This window comes from Pseudoxanthomonas sp. F37 (assembly GCF_022965755.1).
In the GTDB taxonomy this organism is placed as follows: domain Bacteria; phylum Pseudomonadota; class Gammaproteobacteria; order Xanthomonadales; family Xanthomonadaceae; genus Pseudoxanthomonas_A.
In genome coordinates, this window is the sequence record NZ_CP095187.1 from 2,170,405 (window position 1) to 2,190,068 (window position 19,664).

Sequence of the window (19,664 nt, forward strand, 5' to 3'; positions counted from 1 at the left end):
TGGATGCGAACCGAACCGCTACGCGGCGCTGGATAACATGCGCATGCAGGGGCGGCAAGCCGCAGTGCGGCGGAATCGCGCTGTCCCTGGAGACATTGCGACTCAGGTCATGAACTGCTCGCTGAGGATGCGCTCTTCGAGGTTGTGCTCGCGGTCGAACAACAGGGTGACCATGCGGTCGCGCGATTCGCGGATGGTCACTTCCACCACGTCGCGCACCTCGTGCGAATCGGCCGTGGCGCTGACCGGGCGCTTGTAGGGGTCCAGCACGCGGAAACGCACTTCGGTGTCGGCCTTCAGGATGGCACCGCGCCAGCGACGCGGACGGAACGGGGCGATCGGCGTCAGCGCGATGGTGTTGGAGCCCAGCGGGAGGATCGGCCCATGGGCGGAGAAGTTGTATGCGGTGCTGCCGGCCGGCGTTGCCGTCAGCACGCCATCGCAGATCAGTTCGTCCAGCCGGGTCTCGCCGTTGAGGTCGATCCGGATATGCGCCGCCTGCCGGGTCTGGCGCAGCAGCGATACTTCGTTGTACGCCAGCGACGAGATCGATGTGCCCGATTCGGTCATCGCCATCATTTCCAGCGGACGCAGCTTGGCGGGCTCGGCCGCGGCGAGGCGCTCGACCAGCCCGTCGGGCCGGTACTGGTTCATCAGGAAACCGACGGTACCCAGCTTCATTCCGAACACCGGCCTGCCCAGCGCGCCATGCCGGTGCAGCGTCTGCAGCATGAAGCCGTCGCCGCCCAGCGCGCACAGTACGTCGGCCTGATCGGGCGCATGCGCGCCATGCTCGGCCTGCAGCGAGACCAATGCCTGCTGGGCTTCCGGCGTGGGGCTGGCGAGGAAGGCGATGCGGGGTGTGGACATCCGTGGCTCCATCGTCGGGCCTGCACAGCGTACAGAAAAAAACGCCGGCAGCGCCTTCTGACGCCGCGCAGCATCGGCCCATGGGGTGGCCGCCAGCGAGGGCGGCCACGAAAAAGGCGGCCCGAAGGCCGCCTTGTTTCACCGCCGCTGGACGGCACTCAGGCCTGCGACGCCAGCTGGCCGAGTCGCTGCACCGCCACCGACGCGGTCGGGTAGTCCAGCGTCTTCTGCGCCGCCAGCTCGTTGAGCATGTTCAGCGTGAAGCGCAGGCCCGCGTCGTCGCGGCCCAGCCAGGCCCTGACCCTGGCGTCCGCATTGCCGCCCGGCAGCGACAGCACCTGGTTGGTCAGGGTGCGCTGGTGGGCGGCGAGTTCGTCGCGCAGCACGCCACGCGCCACCGCATGCCAGCGGCCGTCGACCTTGAGGGCTTCGATCTGATCCTGCAGCCAGGGCAGGTGCAGGGCCTCGCCCAGGCGGTAGTGGACCTTGGACACCTCGACCGGCTTGAGCTTGCGCGCGCGCGCCAGCTCGATGATGTCGCAGGACGGCTCCAGGTACGGCAGTGCGGCGATCTGGCCGGCCAGCGCGGCCGGCAGGCCCTTGTCCTTCCAGCCCTGCAGGCTGGCGTTGTACGCCGGGCGCAGCGAATCCGGCAGCACGCCGTCGGCCGCCCGGATCTCGTTGAAGCCGTCGTGGTAGCGCTCCACCGCGGTGGCGATGGCCGGGATGGCGCCCTGGCGGGTCAGCAGCCAGCGGGTGAAATTGCGCTGCACCTGCCAGATGACCTGCAGCGCGTCGATCTGCACCGACTCGGGCACCTTGCCGTCCAGCGCGTCGATCTGGTTCCACAACGCCCGCGCATCCAGGGTCTCGCGGGTGATGGTGAAGGCCTTGGCGACTTCCGCCGGCGAGCGGCCGGTGTCCTCCTGCATGCGCAGCAGGAAGGTGGCGCCCATCCGGTTGATGGTGGTGTTGGTGACCGCGGTGGCGATGATCTCGCGCTTCAGGCGGTGCTTCTCCATCTCCGAGGCGTACTTCTTCTGCAGCGGCTGCGGAAAGTAGCGCTGCAGCTCCTTTGACAGGTACGGGTCCTCCGGGATGTCCGATTCCAGCAACTGCTGGAATGCGACCAGCTTGGAGTACGACAGCAGCACCGACAGCTCCGGACGCGTCAGCCCCTGCCCGCGCGCCTTGCGCTCGGCCAGTTCGGCGTCGGACGGCAGGAACTCGATCTGGCGGTCCAGCAGGCCCTGCGACTCCAGGGTCTGGATGAAGTGCTGCTTGGAGCCCAGGCGCGAGACGCTCATGCGTTCCATCAGGCTGATGGCCTGGTTCTGCCGGTAGTTGTCCCACAGCACCAGGTCGGCGACCTCGCCGGTCATGTCGGCCAGCAGTTTGTTGCGGGCGTCCATGGACAGCTTCTTCGCCTGCACCACGCCGTTGAGCAGGATCTTGATGTTCACCTCGTGGTCGGAGGTGTCCACGCCGGCGGAGTTGTCGATGAAGTCGGTATTGAGCAGCACGCCATGCTGGGCGGCCTCGATGCGGCCCAGCTGGGTCAGGCCCAGGTTGCCGCCCTCGCCCACCACCTTGCAGCGCAGGTCGCGGCCGTCCACGCGCAGGCCGTTGTTGGCGCGGTCGCCCACGTCGGCGTGCGTCTCGCTGGCGGCCTTGACGTAGGTGCCGATGCCGCCGTTCCACAGCAGGTCCACCGGCGCCTTCAGGATGGCGCTCATCAACTCATTGGGCGTCATCGACTTCACGCCATCGGCGATGCCGAGCGCGGCGCGCACTTCCGGGGTGATGTCGATGGACTTGGCGCTGCGCGGATGGATGCCGCCGCCCTTGGAGATCAGCCCGGCGTCGTAGTCGGCCCAACTGGAGCGCGGCACCCTGAACATGCGCGCGCGTTCCTTGAACGACCTGGCCGCGTCCGGGTTGGGGTCCAGGAAGATGTGGCGGTGGTCGAACGCGGCGACCAGGCGGATGTGTTCCGACAGCAGCATGCCGTTGCCGAATACGTCGCCGGACATGTCGCCGATGCCCACGCAGGTGAAATCCTGCGTCTGCGAATCGCGGCCGAGCGCGCGGAAGTGGCGCTTGACCGATTCCCAGGCGCCGCGGGCGGTGATGCCCATGCCCTTGTGGTCGTAGCCCACCGAACCGCCGGAAGCGAACGCATCGCCCATCCAGAAGCCGTGCGCGAGGGCCAGGCCGTTGGCGATGTCGGAGAACGTGGCCGTGCCCTTGTCGGCGGCGACCACCAGGTAGGGGTCGTCCTGGTCGTGGCGTACCACGTCCACCGGCGGCACGATCCTGTTGCCGACGATGTTGTCGGTGATGTCCAGCAGGCCCTGGATGAACAGCTTGTAGCAGGCGATGCCTTCGGCCAGCACGGCGTCGCGGTCGCCGCCCACCGGCGGGCGCTTGACGAAGAAGCCGCCCTTGGCGCCGACCGGCACGATGACGGTGTTCTTCACCATCTGCGCCTTCACCAGGCCCAGCACTTCGGTGCGGAAGTCCTCGCGGCGGTCGGACCAGCGCAGGCCGCCGCGGGCGACGGGGCCGAAGCGCAGGTGCACGCCCTCCACGCGCGGGCCGTACACGAAGATCTCGCGGTACGGGCGCGGCTTGGGCAGGTCGGGGACCTTGGCCGAATCGAACTTGAAGCTGATGGTGTGGGCCGGCTGGCCGTCCTTGCCGCGCTGGTAGAAGCTGGTGCGCAGCGTGGCTTCGATGGCGCCCATGAAACCGCGCAGGATGCGGTCGTCGTCCAGGCTGGACACGCGGTCCATCAGCTTCAGCAGCGCGCGGTGCGCGGCTTCGATCTGCTGCTCGCGCTTGCCGCCGCGGGCCTCGACCAGCGCCGCCAGCGTCTTGGCGGCCGCTTCGTCGTCGCCAGCCAGCGCCTTCAGCTGCGCGGCGAAGCGGTCCTGGCCTTCCTTGATCTGGGCCTTGCTCTCGCTGCCGGTCGAGGGATCGAAACGGGCCTCGAACAGCTCCACCAGCAGGCGGGCCAGCAGCGGATAGCGGTTGAGCGTCTCCTCTACGTAACTCTGCGAGAACGGCACGCCGGTCTGCAGCAGGTACTTGCAGTAGCCGCGCAGCAGCGCCACCTGGCGCCAGGCCAGGCCAGCGCCGAGCACCAGCTTGTTGAAGCCGTCGTTCTCCGCGTCGCCGCGCCAGATGCGCGCGAACGCCTCCTCGAACGCCGGCGCCAGGCGTTCGACATCGAACCCACCGTTGACCGGCTCGACTTCGAACTCCTGGATGTAGCGCGCACCCTGCGCGGTCTCCAGGCGGAACGGGTGCTCCGAGATCACGCGCAGGCCCATGTTCTCCATCAGCGGCAGCGCGTCGGACAGCGGGATGTCGGTTTCGTGCCGGTACAGGTTCAGGCGCAGGCGGCCCTGGCCCGGGCGCTTGCGGCGCGATTCGTGCAGGCTCAGGCGCAGGTCGTCCTTGCCGGTCAGCGCGGCCAGGTGCTCGACGTCGCGCGCGGCGCCTTCCGGCGACACCACTTCGATGTAGCCCGCCGGCAGCGCACGGCCGTAGCCGCCGGCCAGCAGCAGGCCCTTGGACTCGCCGTGGCGGGCGATCAGGGTTTCACGCAGGTCGTCCTGCCAGTTGCGCAGCAGGTGGGCGATGTCGCCTTCCAGCGCCGAGGTGTCCACCTCGACCTGCTCGCCGGCCTTCGGGCGGATGGTGATGTGCAGCTGCGCCAGCGGCGATTCGCCCAGCAGCACGCTGCTGTCGACGTACTCGCCCCGCATGGCGTCCTTCAGCAGCGACTCGATGCGCAGGCGCACGTCGGTGTTGAAGCGCTCGCGCGGGATGTAGACCAGCGCCGAATAGAAGCGGCCGTACCGGTCGCGGCGCAGGAACAGCTTGCTGCGCACGCGCTCCTGCAGGCCCAGGATGCCCATCGCCGTGCGGTACAACTCCTCGTCGCTGGACTGGAACAGTTCCTCGCGCGGGAGGGTCTCCAGGATATGGCGCAGGGCCTTGCCGCTGTGGCCGCTGGGCGACAGCCCGGACTTCTGCATCACGTATTCGTGGCGCTCGCGCACCAGCGGGATCTCCCACGGGCGGCGGTTGTAGGCGCTGGAGGTGTACAGGCCGATGAAACGCTGCTCGGCGATCGGGTTGCCCTTGGCGTCGAATTCCAGCACGCCGATGTAGTCCATGTTGCCCGGACGGTGCACGGTGGAGCGGCGGTTGGTCTTGGTGAGGATCAGCGCGTCCACCGAGCCGCCCTGCGGCAGGTAGTGCGCGGCCAGGGTCTTGATGTTGCGCGGTGGCGTGGTGTCGCCCTCGCGCAGCAGGCCCAGGCCGCTGTCCTCGACGGCCGCCAGGATCCCCGTGCCCTTCTCCACGCGGTATTCGCGGTAGCCGAAGAAGGTGAAGTGGTCGGCGGCCGTCCAGCGCAGGAATTCCTGCGCCTCGCGGCGGCCCTCGTCATCGGCCGGCATGCGGCGGGTGGCCATGTCGTCGGCCAGGGCCAGCATCTTCTCGCGCATGGCGGACCAGTCGCGCACGATGGCACGGACTTCGTCCAGCACGCTGCGGATGCGCTTCTCCACCTGCGCCATCTCCTCCGGCGGCAGGCGGTCGATCTCGAGCAGCATCAGCGACTCGTGCCTGCCCTCGCCCACGGCGGTGACCTTCCCGGCCCGGTCGCGGGTGAAGCGCACCAGCGGATGCCCCAGCACGTGTACGCCCACGCCCATCTCGGCCAGCGCCATGCTCACCGAGTCGACCAGGAAGGGCATGTCGTCGTTGACGATCTGCAACACCGTGTGCGGCGAGTCCCAGCCATGCGATTTCTGGGTGGCGTTGAACACCCGGACGTTCGCCGTGCCCGGCTTGCGGGTGCGCGCGAACGCGAGCATGTCGGTGGCGATGGCGGCCCAGCCTTCGGCGCCATGGTGGGGGTACTCGTCCTCCTCCATGCGCATGTAGAACGCCTCGGCGAAGGTCCGGGCCTCCGCCTGGCCGGCAGCGCCGGACACACGCTTGCGGATCGCGTCCAGGATGGGAGACAGCGAGAACGCCTCACCCGTCGCCACCCCTGCCTTGCCCTTCGCGGCCTTCGCCGCCTGCACCGGTCGGGCGGCCACCTTCCTGGTGGGCGTCGCCTTCGGGGTCACCGTCTGGGTGGCCTTGGAGGCTTCCGGTTTGGGCGTTTTTTTCGAGGCTTTCTTCGGGCTGCGTACAGCGTTCATGCAGAGAGTGGCTCAACGAGTGGTAGTCGAATGGTCATTGTATCCCCCACCGCCATGACAAGACTTGTTGCGCGGCCACATGAGCACGGCTTGCAAATGCTGCGCGGATTTGTTTGGCGATAGGGCCGCTGGGAACCTCCTTGCGCCGGCACTCCACACCATGCGGTGGCGCATGGGGCCCGGCCTGGGACGTCACGCCGCGCTAACAAGCTGGCGCGCCTGCTTTGCGCACCGAAATACCGTGAAATCAAGGGTGTCAAATTTTTAAACTGGACGGTATAGTCCAGCCCGAATGCGTGCCTCCCCCGCCCTATCCGCGCCTGACCAACGCCGCAGCCGCGTCCACCAGGCCGTGCGCGAACTCATGGCCGAGCAAGGCTTCCGCATCAGCATGGATGCGGTGGCGGCGCGTGCCGGCTGCTCGAAGCAGACGCTCTATGCGCACTTCGGCAGCAAGCAGGAACTGCTGCGCAGCGTGATCGCCGAACACCAGGAGCTCGCCACCGCACAGTTGTCGCCGGGCACCGGGGAACCGCGCGAAGCGCTGCTGGCCTTCGCCGAGGAACACCTGCGGCATCTGTGCGACCCGTCGGTGGTCGCAGCCGGCCAGCTGCTGGCCGCAGAAGCGCACCAATATCCTCAAGAGGCGCGCGACCTCTACCACGACGCCTGCGATACTCTGGTGCAGCGCCTCGCCGCCTGGCTGCAACACGCCATGGACCAGGAATGGCTGAGGCATGACGATCCGCACTACGCCGCGGAGTTGCTGCTCAGCATGATCGTCGGGATGGATTTCGAGCGCCAACGCTTCGGCGTGCCCCATCGCGCCAGCCGTCAGGCGCGCCAGCGCTGGTCCACGTTCGCCGTGGATACCTTCCTGCGCGCGTTCGCGCCCTACGACGAACACCACGATACCGCCGCCCCGCTCCCCACGCCCGGCCGGCGCATCCGCTCACCGCATCCCCTCCCCACGTCTCCAAGAAAAAGAAACGGAGCTTCCCCATGACGTCCCCCGTCCGTTCCCTCGTCCTGGCCAGCGCCCTGCTTGTGGCCCTCGCCGCCTGCAGCAAGCCGGAACAACAGCAGATGCCGCCCCCTGAAGTGGTGGTGATGACCGCCACCCCCAAGGACGTGCCGTTGCAGCGCGACCTGGTGGGCCGTCTGTCGCCCTACCGCAGTGCCGACGTGCGCGCCCGGGTGGCCGGCGTGGTGCAGAAGCGCGTCTACCAGGAAGGCAGCGACGTGAAGGAAGGCCAGGTGCTGTTCCTGATCGACCCGGCCCCGCTGCAGGCGTCGCTCAGCGCGGCGCAGGCGAACCTGGCCTCGGCGCAGGCCACCTACGCCAATGCCAAGGTCGCCGCCGACCGCGCCCGCCAGCTGGCGCCGCAGAAGTTCGTCTCCAAGTCCGACCTGGACAACGCCGAAGCCGCCGAACGCAGCGCCGCTGCCGCCGTACAGCAGGCGCGCGCCAACGTGGAGACCGCCCGCATCAACCTGGGCTATGCCAGCGTCACCGCGCCGATCTCCGGCCGCGCCGGCAAGCAGCAGGTCACCGAGGGCGCGCTGGTCGGCCAGGGCGATGCCACCCTGCTCACCACGATCGACCAGATCGACCCGCTGTACGCCAATTTCTCGATGAGCTCCAGCGAGATGCAGGCCATCCGGCAGGCGCAGGGTGAAGGCAAGGTCGAACTGGCCGGCGCCGGCCAGCGCACCGTGCAGGTGCTGCTGCCGAATGGCCAGGCCATCGACCAGACCGGCACGCTGGACTTCTCCGACACGGTGGTCGACCCCGCCACGGGCAGCGTGTCGCTGCGCGCCACCGTGCCGAACCCGGACCGCACGCTGCTGCCGGGCACGTTCGTCACCCTGCGTGCGACGCTGGGCGAGCAGAAGGGCGCGTTCCTTGTCCCGCAGGGGGCGATCCAGCGCGACACCGCCAGTGCCTACGCGATGGTCGTCGGCAAGGACGGCAACGTGGTGCGCAAGAACGTCACCACGCAACAGGCCGTGGGCGCCGACTGGCTGGTCACCGACGGCCTGGCCGCCGGCGACCAGGTCATCGTCGAGGGCCTGCAGAAGGTCAAGGAAGGCGCGCCCGCGAAGGGCATCACCGCCGAACAGGCCGCCGCCGCCAAGGCCGCGCAGGCCAAGCAGGCCCCCGCGCAAGGCAAGGCCGAGTAAGGACCCTTTCCCATGCCCAAGTTCTTCATCAACCACCCGGTCTTCGCCTGGGTTGTGTCGATCCTGATCTCGCTGGCCGGCGTGATCTCGATCCTCAACCTAGGCGTGGAGTCCTATCCGTCCATCGCACCGCCCCAGGTCGTCGTCAATGCGACCTATCCGGGCGCCAGCGCCGAAACCACCGAACGCTCGGTCACCCAGGTGATCGAGCAGCAGCTGACCGGCATCGACAACCTGCTGTATTTCAGCTCCACCTCCAGTTCGTCCGGACAGGCCTCGATCACCCTGACCTTCCAGACCGGCACCGACCCGGACATCGCCCAGGTGCAGGTGCAGAACAAGGTCTCGCTGGCCACGCCGCGACTGCCCAGCGAGGTGACCGCCCAGGGCGTGGTGGTGGCCAAGGCCAATGCCGGCTTCCTGATGGTGGTGGGCCTGCAATCGGATAACCCGAGCATCGACCGCAACCGCCTGAACGACATCGTCGCCTCGCGCGTGCTGGACCAGATCGCCCGCGTGCCCGGCGTCGGCAGCACCCAGCACTTCGGGTCCGAGTACGCCATGAACCTGTGGCTGGATCCGGGCAAGCTGCAGGGCTACAACCTGTCGGCCACGGAAGTGCTGACCGCCGTGCGCGCGCAGAACGTGCAGTTCGCGGCCGGCTCGATCGGCTCCGATCCCGCGCCCGAAGGCCAGGCCTTCACGGCGACGGTGTCGGCGGAAGGCCGTTTCACCTCGCCCGAGCAGTTCGAACAGATCATCCTGCGCGCTAACAGCGACGGGTCCACGGTCCGCCTGAAGGACGTCGCCCGGGTGGAATTCGGGGCGCAGAACTTCGGCTTCGACACCCAGTTCAACGGCAAGCCGGTCGGCGCGTTCGCCATCCAGCTGCTGCCGGGCGCCAACGCGCTGAACGTGGCCGAGGCCGTGCGCGCCAAGATGGACGAGCTGCAGCCCAGCTTCCCGCAGGGCGTCACCTGGTTCTCGCCCTACGACACCACGACGTTCGTGAAGATCTCGATCGAGGAAGTGGTCAAGACGCTGATCGAGGCGATCATCCTGGTGTTCCTGGTGATGCTGGTGTTCCTGCAGAACTTCCGCGCCACCATCATCCCCACCCTGGTGATCCCGGTCGCCCTGCTGGGCACGTTCTGGGGCCTGAGCGTCATCGGCTTCACCATCAACCAGCTGACGATGTTCGCGCTGGTGCTGGCCATCGGCATCGTGGTCGACGACGCGATCGTGGTGATCGAGAACGTCGAACGCATCATGGCCGAGGAGAAGCTGCCGCCGCGCGAAGCCACCATCAAGGCCATGGGCCAGATCACCGGCGCGGTGATCGCCATCACCGTGGTGCTGGCGGCGGTGTTCATCCCGTCCGCACTGCAGGGCGGCGCCTCGGGCGAGATCTACAAGCAGTTCGCCCTGACCATCGCCATTTCCATGGCGTTTTCCGCCTTCCTGGCGCTGGGCTTCACGCCGGCGTTGTGCGCGACGTTCCTGAAGCAGCACGAGCACGACAGCCACGAGAAGAAGAACATCGTCTTCCGTGCCTTCGAGAAGTACTACGGCAGGATCGAGAAGACCTACGTGGGCCACATCGGCGCAGCCATCAGGCACGCGCCGCGCTGGATGGTGGTGTTCGCGCTGCTGACCGTGCTGGCCGGCTTCCTGTTCACCCGCCTGCCGAGCAGTTTCGTGCCGGAAGAGGACCAGGGCTACGCCCTGGCCATCGTCCAGCTGCCGCCGGGCAACTCGCTGCAGAAGACCAAGCAGGTCTTCAACCAGGTCCGCGGCACGCTGCAGCAGATGGACGGCTTCGACGGCGTGATGGAAGTGGCCGGCTTCAGCTTCCTGGGCCGCGGCGAGAACGTGGGCATGGCCTTCATCCGCCTGAAGCCCTGGGACGAGCGCGACATCACCGTGCCTGAATTCATCCAGCAGGCGAACCAGCGCTTCTACGGCATCAAGGGCGCGCAGATCTTCGTGGTGAACCTGCCGACGATCCAGGGCCTGGGCCAGTTCGGCGGCTTCGACATGTGGCTGCAGGACCGCGCCGGCCTGGGCCAGGACGCCCTGATGTCCGCGCGCAACCAGCTGCTCGGCGCCGCCTCGCAGGACAAGAGCCTGATGGCGGTGCGACCGAACACGCTGGAGAACGCACCCCAGCTGCAGCTGCACGTGGACCGCGTACAGGCGCAGGCGATGGGTCTGTCGGTCAGCGACATCTACAACGGCATCCAGCTGATGCTGGCGCCGGTGTACGTCAACGACTTCTTCTACGAAGGCCGCATCAAGCGCGTGAACATGCGTGCCGACGCGCCCTACCGCACGGGTGCCGAATCGCTGGGCCGGATCTATACCCCCAGCAGCCAGCAGACCGACGCCAGCGGCGGGCGCGCGATGATCCCGCTGTCGAACGTGGTGCAGTCGGAGTGGGCCTCGGTGCCGCCGGCACTCTCGCGCTACAACGGCTACTCGGCGGTGAACATCAACGGTTCGGCGGCGCCGGGCAGTTCGTCGGGCCAGGCGATGACCACGATGGAGCACATCGTGACCGACCAGCTGCCACAGGGTTTCGGCTACGACTGGAGCGGCATGTCGTACCAGGAGATCCTGGCCGGCAACAGCGCCACCCTGCTGATGGTGCTGTCCATCGTGGTGGTGTTCCTCTGCCTGGCGGCGCTGTACGAGAGCTGGTCGATCCCGGTGGCCGTGCTGCTGGTGGTGCCGCTGGGCGCACTGGGCGCACTGGCGTTCACCATGCTGCGCGGGCTGTCGAACGACCTGTTCTTCAAGATCGGCCTGATCACCATCATCGGCCTGGCGGCGAAGAACGCGATCCTGATCGTCGAGTTCGCGGTGATGGAGCGAAAGCAGGGCAAGACCCTGCGCGAGGCGGTGATATCGGCGGCGCACCTGCGCTTCCGCCCGATCCTGATGACGTCCTTCGCCTTCATCATGGGCGTGCTGCCGATGGCCATCTCCACGGGCGCCGGCGCCAATGCCCGCCATGCCATCGGCACCGGCGTCATCGGCGGCATGATCTTCGCCACGTTCCTGGGCCTGCTGCTGATCCCGGTCTTCTTCGTGTCGGTCCGGCGCATGCTGGGCGACAGGATGGACGAGCCCTCGAAGGAATACCTGGAGGAACAGGGCAAGCCGGCCTCCCGCTGACGCCGGCCTGTCCGTCGTGGAAAGCCCCGGTCCTGCCCGGGGCTTTTTTTGCATCGAGGGCATCGCGATGCCCCGCTTGTCCTCGATGACCCGTCTTCTGCGTGACCGCGGGGATGGCCGGCGTTGCGCGGCCCGTGAAGACCGCGGTGGACCGGGTAAACCATCCGCACTTCTAGCCGGCGTCTCAAATCGTGATAATCCGGCGCTTCATGCTGTCGAACCGGCCCCCGCCCGTTCGTCGCCCTGACGACTTCCCCTGACTGCCGAAGACCTCCCCGATGACACGGAAAGACCCCAACGCACGGAAAAAGCCCTCCACGACCAAGCGCATGATCCTGATGCTGGTCGGCGTGGTGGTGATCTTCGGCGGCGTATTCGCCGTCAAGGCCATCATGGGCAAGGGCATGAACGACTTCTTCGACAACATGCCCCAACCCGCCTCCACGGTCACCGACTGGACGGCCAAGGAGGAGGAATGGGTCGATGCGCAGCAGGCCGTGGGCACGTTCGTGGCCATCAACGGCACCGACGTCACCACCGAGGCCGGTGGCGTGGTGCGCAGCCTGTCCATCGACGTGGGCAAGCCGGTCAAGGCCGGCACGGTGCTGGCCCAGCTCAACACCGCCAATGAACTGGCGGTGCTGAAATCGCTGGAAGCCTCGGCCAAGCTGGCCGCGGTGCAGCGCGACCGCTGGCAGGCGCTCGCGCGCGACAAGCTGGTGTCCCAGGCCGAGGCCGAGGAGCGCGCCACCGTGGCCGCCACGTCGCTGGCCCAGGTGGAGGCCCAGCGGGCGCTGATCGCGCAGAAGACCATCCGCGCGCCGTTCGACGGCGTGCTGGGGATCCGCCAGGTCAACCTGGGACAGTTCATCAACCCGGGCGACCCCATCGTGAGCCTGCAGGCGCTGGATCCGATCTACCTGGATTTCACCCTGCCCGAGCGCCAGGTTGGCCAGGTGCTGCCCGGCACGACCATCCGCGCCACCGTCGACGCGCTGCCGGGACAGGTGTTCGAGGGCAAGGTCACGGCCGTCGAGCCGCAGGTCGATCCGGCCACGCGCAACTTCAAGGTCCAGGCCACGCTGGAAAATCCGCAGTACAACCTGCGCCCCGGTGCGTTCGCGCACGTCGGTTTCGACACCGGCGACAGCCGCAAGGTGGTGGTGGTGCCGCAGACCGCCATCAGCTTCAATCCGTACGGCAACGCGGTGTACGTGATCCAGGAAGTGCAGCGTGCCGAGGGCGAAACCGACATGCAGGGCAAGCCGCTGACCGGCAAGAAGCTGGTGGTGCGCCAGCGTTTCGTGAAGACCGGCGCCACCCGCGGCGACCTGATCGCCGTCACCGAAGGCCTCAAGCCCGGCGAGCGCGTCGCCACCAGCGGCCTGCTGAAGCTGCGCAACGACGCCGAGGTGGTGGTGAACAACAAGGTGCAGCCGGTCAGTGAGGCCCAGCCGAAGCCCGAGAACCGCTGACGGAGCGCCGGCATGAAATTCACCGACATCTTCATCAACAAGCCGGTGCTGGCGATCGTCGTCAGCCTGTTCATCCTGCTGTTCGGGCTGCGCTCGTTCACCGAACTCAACGTGCGCCAGTACCCCGAGCTGCGCAACGCCGTGGTCAACATCAGTACCGTGTACTACGGCGCCGACGCGGACCTGATCCAGGGCTTCATCACCACGCCGCTGGAACGTGAAGTCGCCAGCGCGGAGGGCATCGAGTACCTCAGTTCGACCAGTTCGGCCGGCGTCAGCCAGATCCAGGCCTACATCCGGCTGGACCAGGACCCCAACGAGGCGCTCACCCAGATCGCCGCGAAGGTCAACAAGATGCGCGGCCAGCTGCCGCCGGAATCGGAAGATCCGGTGATCGACCTGCAGCAGGGCCAGCAGATCGCGGCCATGTACGTGTCCTTCGCCAGCGAGACGCTGGACAACAACCAGATCACCGACTACCTGACCCGCGTGGTCCAGCCCAAGCTGGTCACCGTCTCGGGCGTGCAGCGCGCCGACATCCTGGGCGCGGGCACCTTCGCCATGCGCGTCTGGCTGAAGCCGGACCGCATGACGGCGCTGCAGGTGACGGCCAGCGACGTGTCCAACGCCCTGTCGTCCAACAACGTGCTGGCGGCGGTGGGTTCCACCAAGGGCCAGATGGTCGCCATCGACATGACGGCCCGCACCGACCTGCGCAATGCCGACGAGTTCCGCCAGCTGATCATCCGCGAACAGAACGGCGCCATCGTGCGGCTCGGCGACGTGGCCGACGTGCAGCTGGGTTCGGAAAGCTACGGCACCTCGGTCCGCATCAACGGCGAGGCGGCCACGTTCATGGGCATCTTCGTGGCCCCGGACGCGAACTCGCTGGACGTCATCAAGGACGTGCGCACGCTGTGGGACAACGAGATCATCCCGCAGCTGCCGGAAGGCATCAAGGCCACCATCCCGTACGACAGCACCGAGCAGATCCAGGACGCCATCGACGAGGTGGTCAGCACCATCGTGGAAGCGGTGGTCATCGTGATCGTGGTGATCTTCCTGTTCCTGGGCTCGCTGCGCAGCGTGCTGATCCCGGCGGTGACGGTGCCGCTGTCGCTGGTGGGTGCGCTGTTCCTGATGCTGCTGATGGGCTTCACCATCAACCTGCTGACCCTGCTGGCGATGGTACTGGCCATCGGCATCGTGGTGGACGACGCGATCATCGTGCTGGAGAACATCCACCGGCACATCGAGGAAGGCATGTCGCCGTACGAGGCGGCGGTCAAGGGCGCGCGCGAACTGGCCTGGCCGGTCGTGGCCATGACCACCACGCTGGTGGCCGTCTATCTGCCGATCGGCTTCCAGGGCGGCCTGACCGGCGTGCTGTTCACCGAATTCGCCTTCACCCTTGCGGGCTCGGTGCTGCTGTCGGGCGTGATCGCGCTGACGCTCAGCCCGATGATGTGCGCCAAGCTGCTCAAGCCCCACACCGAAGGCGGCAAGGGCAAGCTGGAGAAGTGGCTGGACGCGCGCTTCGACAAGCTCAACGCCGGCTACCAGCGGCGCCTGCACGGCACCCTGGAAACCAAGTCCGTGGTCGGCGTGTTCGGCCTGCTGGTGCTGGTGTCGTGCGTGTTCCTGTACATCACCGCCCCGAAGGAGCCCGCGCCGCTGGAGGACGAGGGCTTCATCTTCTCGGTCGCCAGTGCCGACCCCTACTCCACCCTGGACTACGTGGAGCGCTACACCGAGGAGGTCACCCAGATCGCCAAGGGCGTGCCGGAGGTGCAGGACTACTTCCTGTTCAACGGCGGCTTCGGCGGCAGCGGCGGTGGCGCCAGCCCGATGGCGATGGCCGGCTTCGTGCTGAAGCCCTGGAGCGAGCGCGACCGTTCGACCAACGCCGTGCTGCAACAGGAACTGCAGCCCAAGATGAGCCAGGTCAGCGGCCTGAACATCTTCGCGCTGGTGCCCCCCTCGCTGCCGAGCGCCGGCGGCGACGGCGGCGGCGGCGAGTTCGTCATCGGCGGCGTGGGCGAGCTGAGCCAGCTGGCCGAACTGGCCGACCAGATCCTGATGAAGGCGATGGAGAGCAAGCGCTTCATCTTCCTGGACAAGGACCTGAAGATCGACAAGCCGCGCATCGAGGTCAACATCGACCGCGACAAGGCGGCCAGCCTGGGCATCGACATGCGCACGCTGGCGGCCGACATGGCGGCCATGCTGTCCGGCGGCTACACCAACCGCTTCGCCATGCAGAACCGCTCCTACCTGGTGATCCCGCAGGTGCAGCGCAGCGACCGCCTCAACGCCAGCGACCTGGAGAACTACTACACCCGGACCCGCGACGGCGAGCTGATCCCGCTGTCGACCATCGTGACGCTGAAGGAAAGCGCGCAGCCGCAGTCGCTCAAGCGCTTCCAGCAGTTGAACGCGGTGTCGATCACCTTCGCCCCGCGCCCCGGCGTGAGCAAGGGCGAGGCGCTGGCCATCCTCGAGCAGGCGGCGAAGGAAGTATTGCCGCAGGGTTACTCGGTGGACTACGCCGGCGAGTCGCGCCAGTTCAAGCAGGAGGGCGCGGCGATGCTGGTGACGCTGGCATTGGCGCTGATCGTCATCTTCCTGGTGCTGTCGGCGCAGTTCGAGAGCTTCCGCGATGCGTTGATCATGCTGCTGACGGTCCCCATGGCCATCTGCGGCGCATTGCTGACGCTCAACGTGCTGGCGCTGCTCAGCGGCATCCTGGGGTTCATGCAGATCGAGGCGTTCCCGGGCATGAGCATCAACATCTACACCCAGGTGGGCCTGGTGACGCTGGTGGGCGTGATCTCCAAGCACGGCATCCTGATCGTGGAGTTCGCCAACAAGCTGCAGATCGAGCGCGGCCTGAGCAAGCGCGAGGCCATCGAGCAGGCCGCAGCCATCCGCCTGCGCCCGGTGCTGATGACCACCGCCGCCCTGGTGTTCGCGATGATCCCCCTGTTGATCGCCAGCGGCCCGGGCGCCGCCTCGCGCTTCTCCATGGGCGTGGTGATCGCCTCAGGCATGACCATCGGCACGATGTTCACCCTGTTCGTGCTGCCGGCGTTCTACCTGTACCTGGCGCGCGACCATGCGCACGACCGCAAGGATGCCGATAATGTCGCCGCGACCGTGGACGGCGAACCCGCCCCCGGACATTGACCCGCCGGGCAGTCGATGCAGCGAAAAAGCCCCGGCCATGCCGGGGCCTTTCATGCGCTACTTGGGTGCGTTGGCAGCCGGCGCCACGTAGGCCTTGCGCGCGGCGCGGACCTCGTCGTGGTGGTCGGCCGCCCACTGGGCCAGCATCTCCACCCGCTCGAAGAACGATGCACCCAGCGGGGTCAGGGCGTAGTCGACGCGCGGCGGTACCGTCGGGAACACGGCACGGCTGACCAGGCCATCCTGTTCCAGGTGCCGCAGCGTCTGCGCCAGCATGCGCGGCGAGATGTCCGCCACGCGCTTGCGGATCTCGGAGAACCGCAGCGTGCCGGTCGCCAGTTCGTGCAGCACGAGCACGGTCCAGCGATCGCCAAGGCGGTCCAGCACGTCGCGGATCGGGCAGTTCTCGACGAGGATCAGGGATTGGCGGTGCAGCGTCATGGGGGGCTCCGGGGCTGGTTACCGCGCGGTAACCGGGTTACTTCCAACGCCCTGCTTGTGGGAGCGGAAGCCATTACTACCATAGGGTAACCAATGTCCTTTCCATTACCAAACCAAGGAGTTCCCATGTCCGTCCCCACCCTGCTCGTCACCGGCGCTTCCGGCCACCTCGGCCGCGCGGTCGTGCGCCATCTGCTGGACACCCTCCAGGTCCCGCCGGCCCGCATCATCGCCACCAGCCGCAAGCCCGAGGCGCTTGCCGACCTCGCCGCCCGCGGCGTGACCGTACGGGCGGCGGACTTCGATGAACCCGGCACGCTGGCCGAGGCGTTCCGCGGCGCCGACCGTGTGCTGCTGGTCAGCACCGATGCCCTGCTGGAGCCAGGCAAGCGCCTGGCGCAGCACCGCGCCGCGGTGCAGGCGGCGGCCGACGCCGGCGTGCAGCACGTCGTCTACACCTCGCTGCCCACGCCGGACACCTCGCACGTATCCTTTGCGCCCGACCATCTCGGCACCGAGCAGGCCCTGGCGGCCTCCGGCCTGGGTTGGACGTTCCTGCGCAACGCCTGGTATGCCGAGAACCTGGCGTATGCGCTCCCGTCGGCGCTGGCATCGGGCGAATGGGTCACCGCCGCCGGCGAAGGGGGCGTGGCCTACATCGCCCGCGACGACCTGGCCCATGCCGCTGCCGTCGCGCTGGCCGCCGACGGCAGCGGCAACCGCATCCTCACGCTGACCGGCACGCAGGCGCTGACCGCGCCCGAGGTAGCCGCAAAGGTCGCAACGGTCACGGGCAAGCCGCTGGCCGTGGTCGGCGTCACCGCGGAGCAACTGGCCGACGGACTGCGCGCGCATGGCCTCCCGCCGGCGTTGGCGCAGGTCTTCACTTCGTTCGATGTGGCCACGGCCGCGGGCGATCTCGCTGCAGTGACGGATGATTTCGCCGCGCTGACCGGCCGCGCGCCGGCGACCTTCGATGCGTGGCTGCCTGCGCACCTCGACCTGCTGACCAAGTCGCACTGACGTCCGAAACAGGAACCCCGGCCGAAGCCGGGGTTCCTGGTGCTGCGCGCGGAACGCCTCAGGCCTGCTTGGCCTTCTCCTTCGCGATCCACTGGTCCACGCGACGCTCCAGCAGCGTCAGCGGCAGCGCGCCGCCGCCCAGCACGGTGTCGTGGAAGCCCTTGATGTCGAACTTGTCGCCCAGTTCGGCCTCGGCCTTCCTGCGCAGGTCCTGGATCTTGATCATGCCGACCTTGTAGGCCGTCGCCTGGCCCGGCATGATCAGGTAGCGCTTGACTTCCGACTCGATTGCGGCGCGCGGCACGGCGCTGTTGGCGTCGAAGTACTCGACGGCCTGCGCTTCGGTCCAGCCCTTGGCATGCAGGCCGGTGTCCACCACCAGGCGGATCGCGCGCCACATCTCCGAGCTCAGACGGCCGAATTCGGAGTACGGATCCTGGTAGGTGCCCGGCATTTCCTTCGCCAGCCACTCCGCATACAGGCCCCAGCCTTCGGCATACGCGGTGACGCCGTACTGGGTGCGGAACTTCGGCACGCCCGTCAGCTCCTGCGCGATGGAGATCTGCATGTGGTGGCCCGGCAGGCCCTCGTGGTAGGCGATGACCTCCAGCTCAGGCTTGGGCATGGCGTTCATGTCGGACAGGTGGGCGTAGTAGATGCCCGGGCGCGAACCGTCCGGCGTGCCGGGGTAGTAGTGCTGCGCGGCGCCGTCCTGTTCGCGGAACGCCTCCACGCGCTTCACCACCAGGTCCGCCTTCGGCAACAGGCCGAAGTACTCCGGCAGCACCTTCTTGATGTTGTCGATGGCGCGGGTGGCGTCATCGATGTAGGCCTGCCGGCCGGCATCGGTGTTGGGGTACTTGAACTGCTTGTCGCTGTCGATGAAGGCGAAGAAGGCGTCCAGGTCGCCCTTGAAGCCCACCTTGTCCTTCAGCGCCGTCATCTCGCCCTTGATGCGCTCGACTTCCTTCAGGCCCAGCGCGTGGATCTCCTCGGCCGTCATGCCGGTGGTGGTCATCTGCCGCAGCTGGTACTCGTAGTACGCCTTGCCGTTGGGATGGGTGCTGCCCACGCCCGTGGCGTTCACCGCAGCCTTGGGCAGTTCCTCCTCGCTCCACGCGATCAGGCGCTCATAGGCCGGCTTGAACTGCTCCAGCAGCGCCTTGCGCGCTTCTTCCTTCAGCGCGGTGGCGCGGGCGGCGTCGATCTTGCCCGCCTTCACCAGGCCGTCCGCCTTGGCCTGGGCGTCGGCCCAGATCGCCGCGTCCTTGCCGGCCGAGAACGGTGCGCCGGTGATGACCTTCGTCGCCTGTTCGATGACGCCCTCGTAGGCGAACTTCGGCGGGCGGATCCCCTGCGCGGCCGAGGCACGCGCACGTTCCAGCAACTGGTCGAACGCGCGGCTGGTGGCGTTCAGGCGGGCGATGTAGGCGGTGTAGTCGGATTCCTCCTCCACCTTGTGGAAGCTGATCAGGAACGTGGGCCAGAAGCCCTGCGCGCCGTTCATCTGGTCGAAGGCGTAGCCGTCCACCATGAACGGCAGGCCGTCTCGCGCGTTCTCGTACTGCAGCTTCCACAGGTCGTAGGACAGCTTGGCCTCGTCGTCGAGCTTGGCGTAGGCGAAGGTCTTCTCCATTTCCTCGACGCTGGCCTTCTGCCAGGCGACCTGGTCGCGCTGGCCCTGCTCGGACATGTCGTCCACCTGGTCGTACAGGTCCTTGCGGCCCTGGAACGTCAGCTGGATGGGGCTGAACTTCAGTTGTTCCTCGTACTTCTTGTCGAACCACTCGTTCAACCGCTTGCTCTCGGCGGCGATGTCGGCGGCGGACGCCACCGGAGCGGCGGCATCGGCGGCCGCGCCAGCGGCCGGGGCATTGCCCTTGTCGCAGGCGGCAAGCGCCAGGGTGAGGGCACACACGATCAGGGTTTTGCGCATCGGGGTCTCCAGGAGGGAAACGGGGGACGGACCCCCGCATCAGGCCACTCTAGCGGACCGCCGGCCCCCAGGTCCCATGACCAAAGAGGGGGGTCCCGCATGCCCGGGGCCCGGAACGAAGAACGCCGCCCTGCGGCGGCGCTCTTC

9 protein-coding genes and 1 pseudogene are annotated in these 19,664 nt (G+C 67.6%); 6 read left to right on the plus strand and 4 right to left on the minus strand.

Going from position 1 to position 19,664, the window contains the following annotated elements; all coding sequences use genetic code 11:
* Positions 1-102 precede the first annotated feature (102 nt).
* Positions 103-870 carry an NAD kinase gene (locus MUU77_RS10045; RefSeq protein ID WP_245086181.1) on the minus strand — a complete coding sequence of 256 codons (768 nt, stop codon included), beginning with the start codon at positions 868-870 and terminating at the stop codon, positions 103-105.
* A 158-nt stretch (positions 871-1,028) separates the two neighbouring features.
* Positions 1,029-5,975 carry an NAD-glutamate dehydrogenase domain-containing protein gene (locus tag MUU77_RS10050; RefSeq protein WP_345779074.1) on the minus strand — a complete coding sequence of 1,649 codons (4,947 nt, stop codon included), beginning with the start codon at positions 5,973-5,975 and terminating at the stop codon, positions 1,029-1,031.
* A gap of 412 nt (positions 5,976-6,387) precedes the next feature.
* Here MUU77_RS10050 and MUU77_RS10055 point away from each other — a divergent pair.
* From MUU77_RS10055 to MUU77_RS10075, 5 genes and pseudogenes are all read left to right on the plus strand, one after another.
* A pseudogene (locus MUU77_RS10055) lies at positions 6,388-6,990 on the plus strand (TetR/AcrR family transcriptional regulator); the annotation flags it as partial.
* A gap of 107 nt (positions 6,991-7,097) precedes the next feature.
* The gene (locus MUU77_RS10060; RefSeq protein ID WP_245086190.1) at positions 7,098-8,279 is read left to right on the plus strand and encodes an efflux RND transporter periplasmic adaptor subunit; all 1,182 of its coding nucleotides are present in this window, start codon (positions 7,098-7,100) and stop codon (positions 8,277-8,279) included.
* 12 nt (positions 8,280-8,291) lie between these two features.
* A complete protein-coding gene (locus MUU77_RS10065; protein ID WP_245086193.1) occupies positions 8,292-11,456 on the plus strand; it encodes an efflux RND transporter permease subunit in 3,165 nt (1,054 codons plus the stop codon).
* Positions 11,457-11,734: 278 nt separating this feature from the next.
* Positions 11,735-12,931, plus strand: a complete 1,197-nt coding sequence (locus MUU77_RS10070) for an efflux RND transporter periplasmic adaptor subunit (protein ID WP_245086196.1) — start codon at positions 11,735-11,737, stop codon at positions 12,929-12,931.
* A 12-nt stretch (positions 12,932-12,943) separates the two neighbouring features.
* Positions 12,944-16,117: an efflux RND transporter permease subunit gene (locus MUU77_RS10075; protein ID WP_245086199.1), complete on the plus strand. Its 3,174-nt coding sequence runs from the start codon at positions 12,944-12,946 to the stop codon at positions 16,115-16,117.
* A 57-nt stretch (positions 16,118-16,174) separates the two neighbouring features.
* Here MUU77_RS10075 and MUU77_RS10080 read toward each other — a convergent pair whose 3' ends face one another.
* Positions 16,175-16,558: a helix-turn-helix domain-containing protein gene (locus MUU77_RS10080; protein WP_245086203.1), complete on the minus strand. Its 384-nt coding sequence runs from the start codon at positions 16,556-16,558 to the stop codon at positions 16,175-16,177.
* 126 nt (positions 16,559-16,684) lie between these two features.
* On the opposite strand from MUU77_RS10080, the gene MUU77_RS10085 reads away from it, so the two are divergent.
* Entirely contained in the window at positions 16,685-17,581 is an 897-nt protein-coding gene (locus tag MUU77_RS10085; protein ID WP_245086206.1) for an SDR family oxidoreductase, read from the plus strand.
* A gap of 58 nt (positions 17,582-17,639) precedes the next feature.
* On the opposite strand, the gene MUU77_RS10090 is transcribed toward MUU77_RS10085, so the two are convergent.
* Complete coding sequence (locus tag MUU77_RS10090; RefSeq protein ID WP_245086209.1) at positions 17,640-19,517, minus strand: DUF885 domain-containing protein; 1,878 nt, start codon at positions 19,515-19,517, stop codon at positions 17,640-17,642.
* Positions 19,518-19,664: the final 147 nt, after the last annotated feature.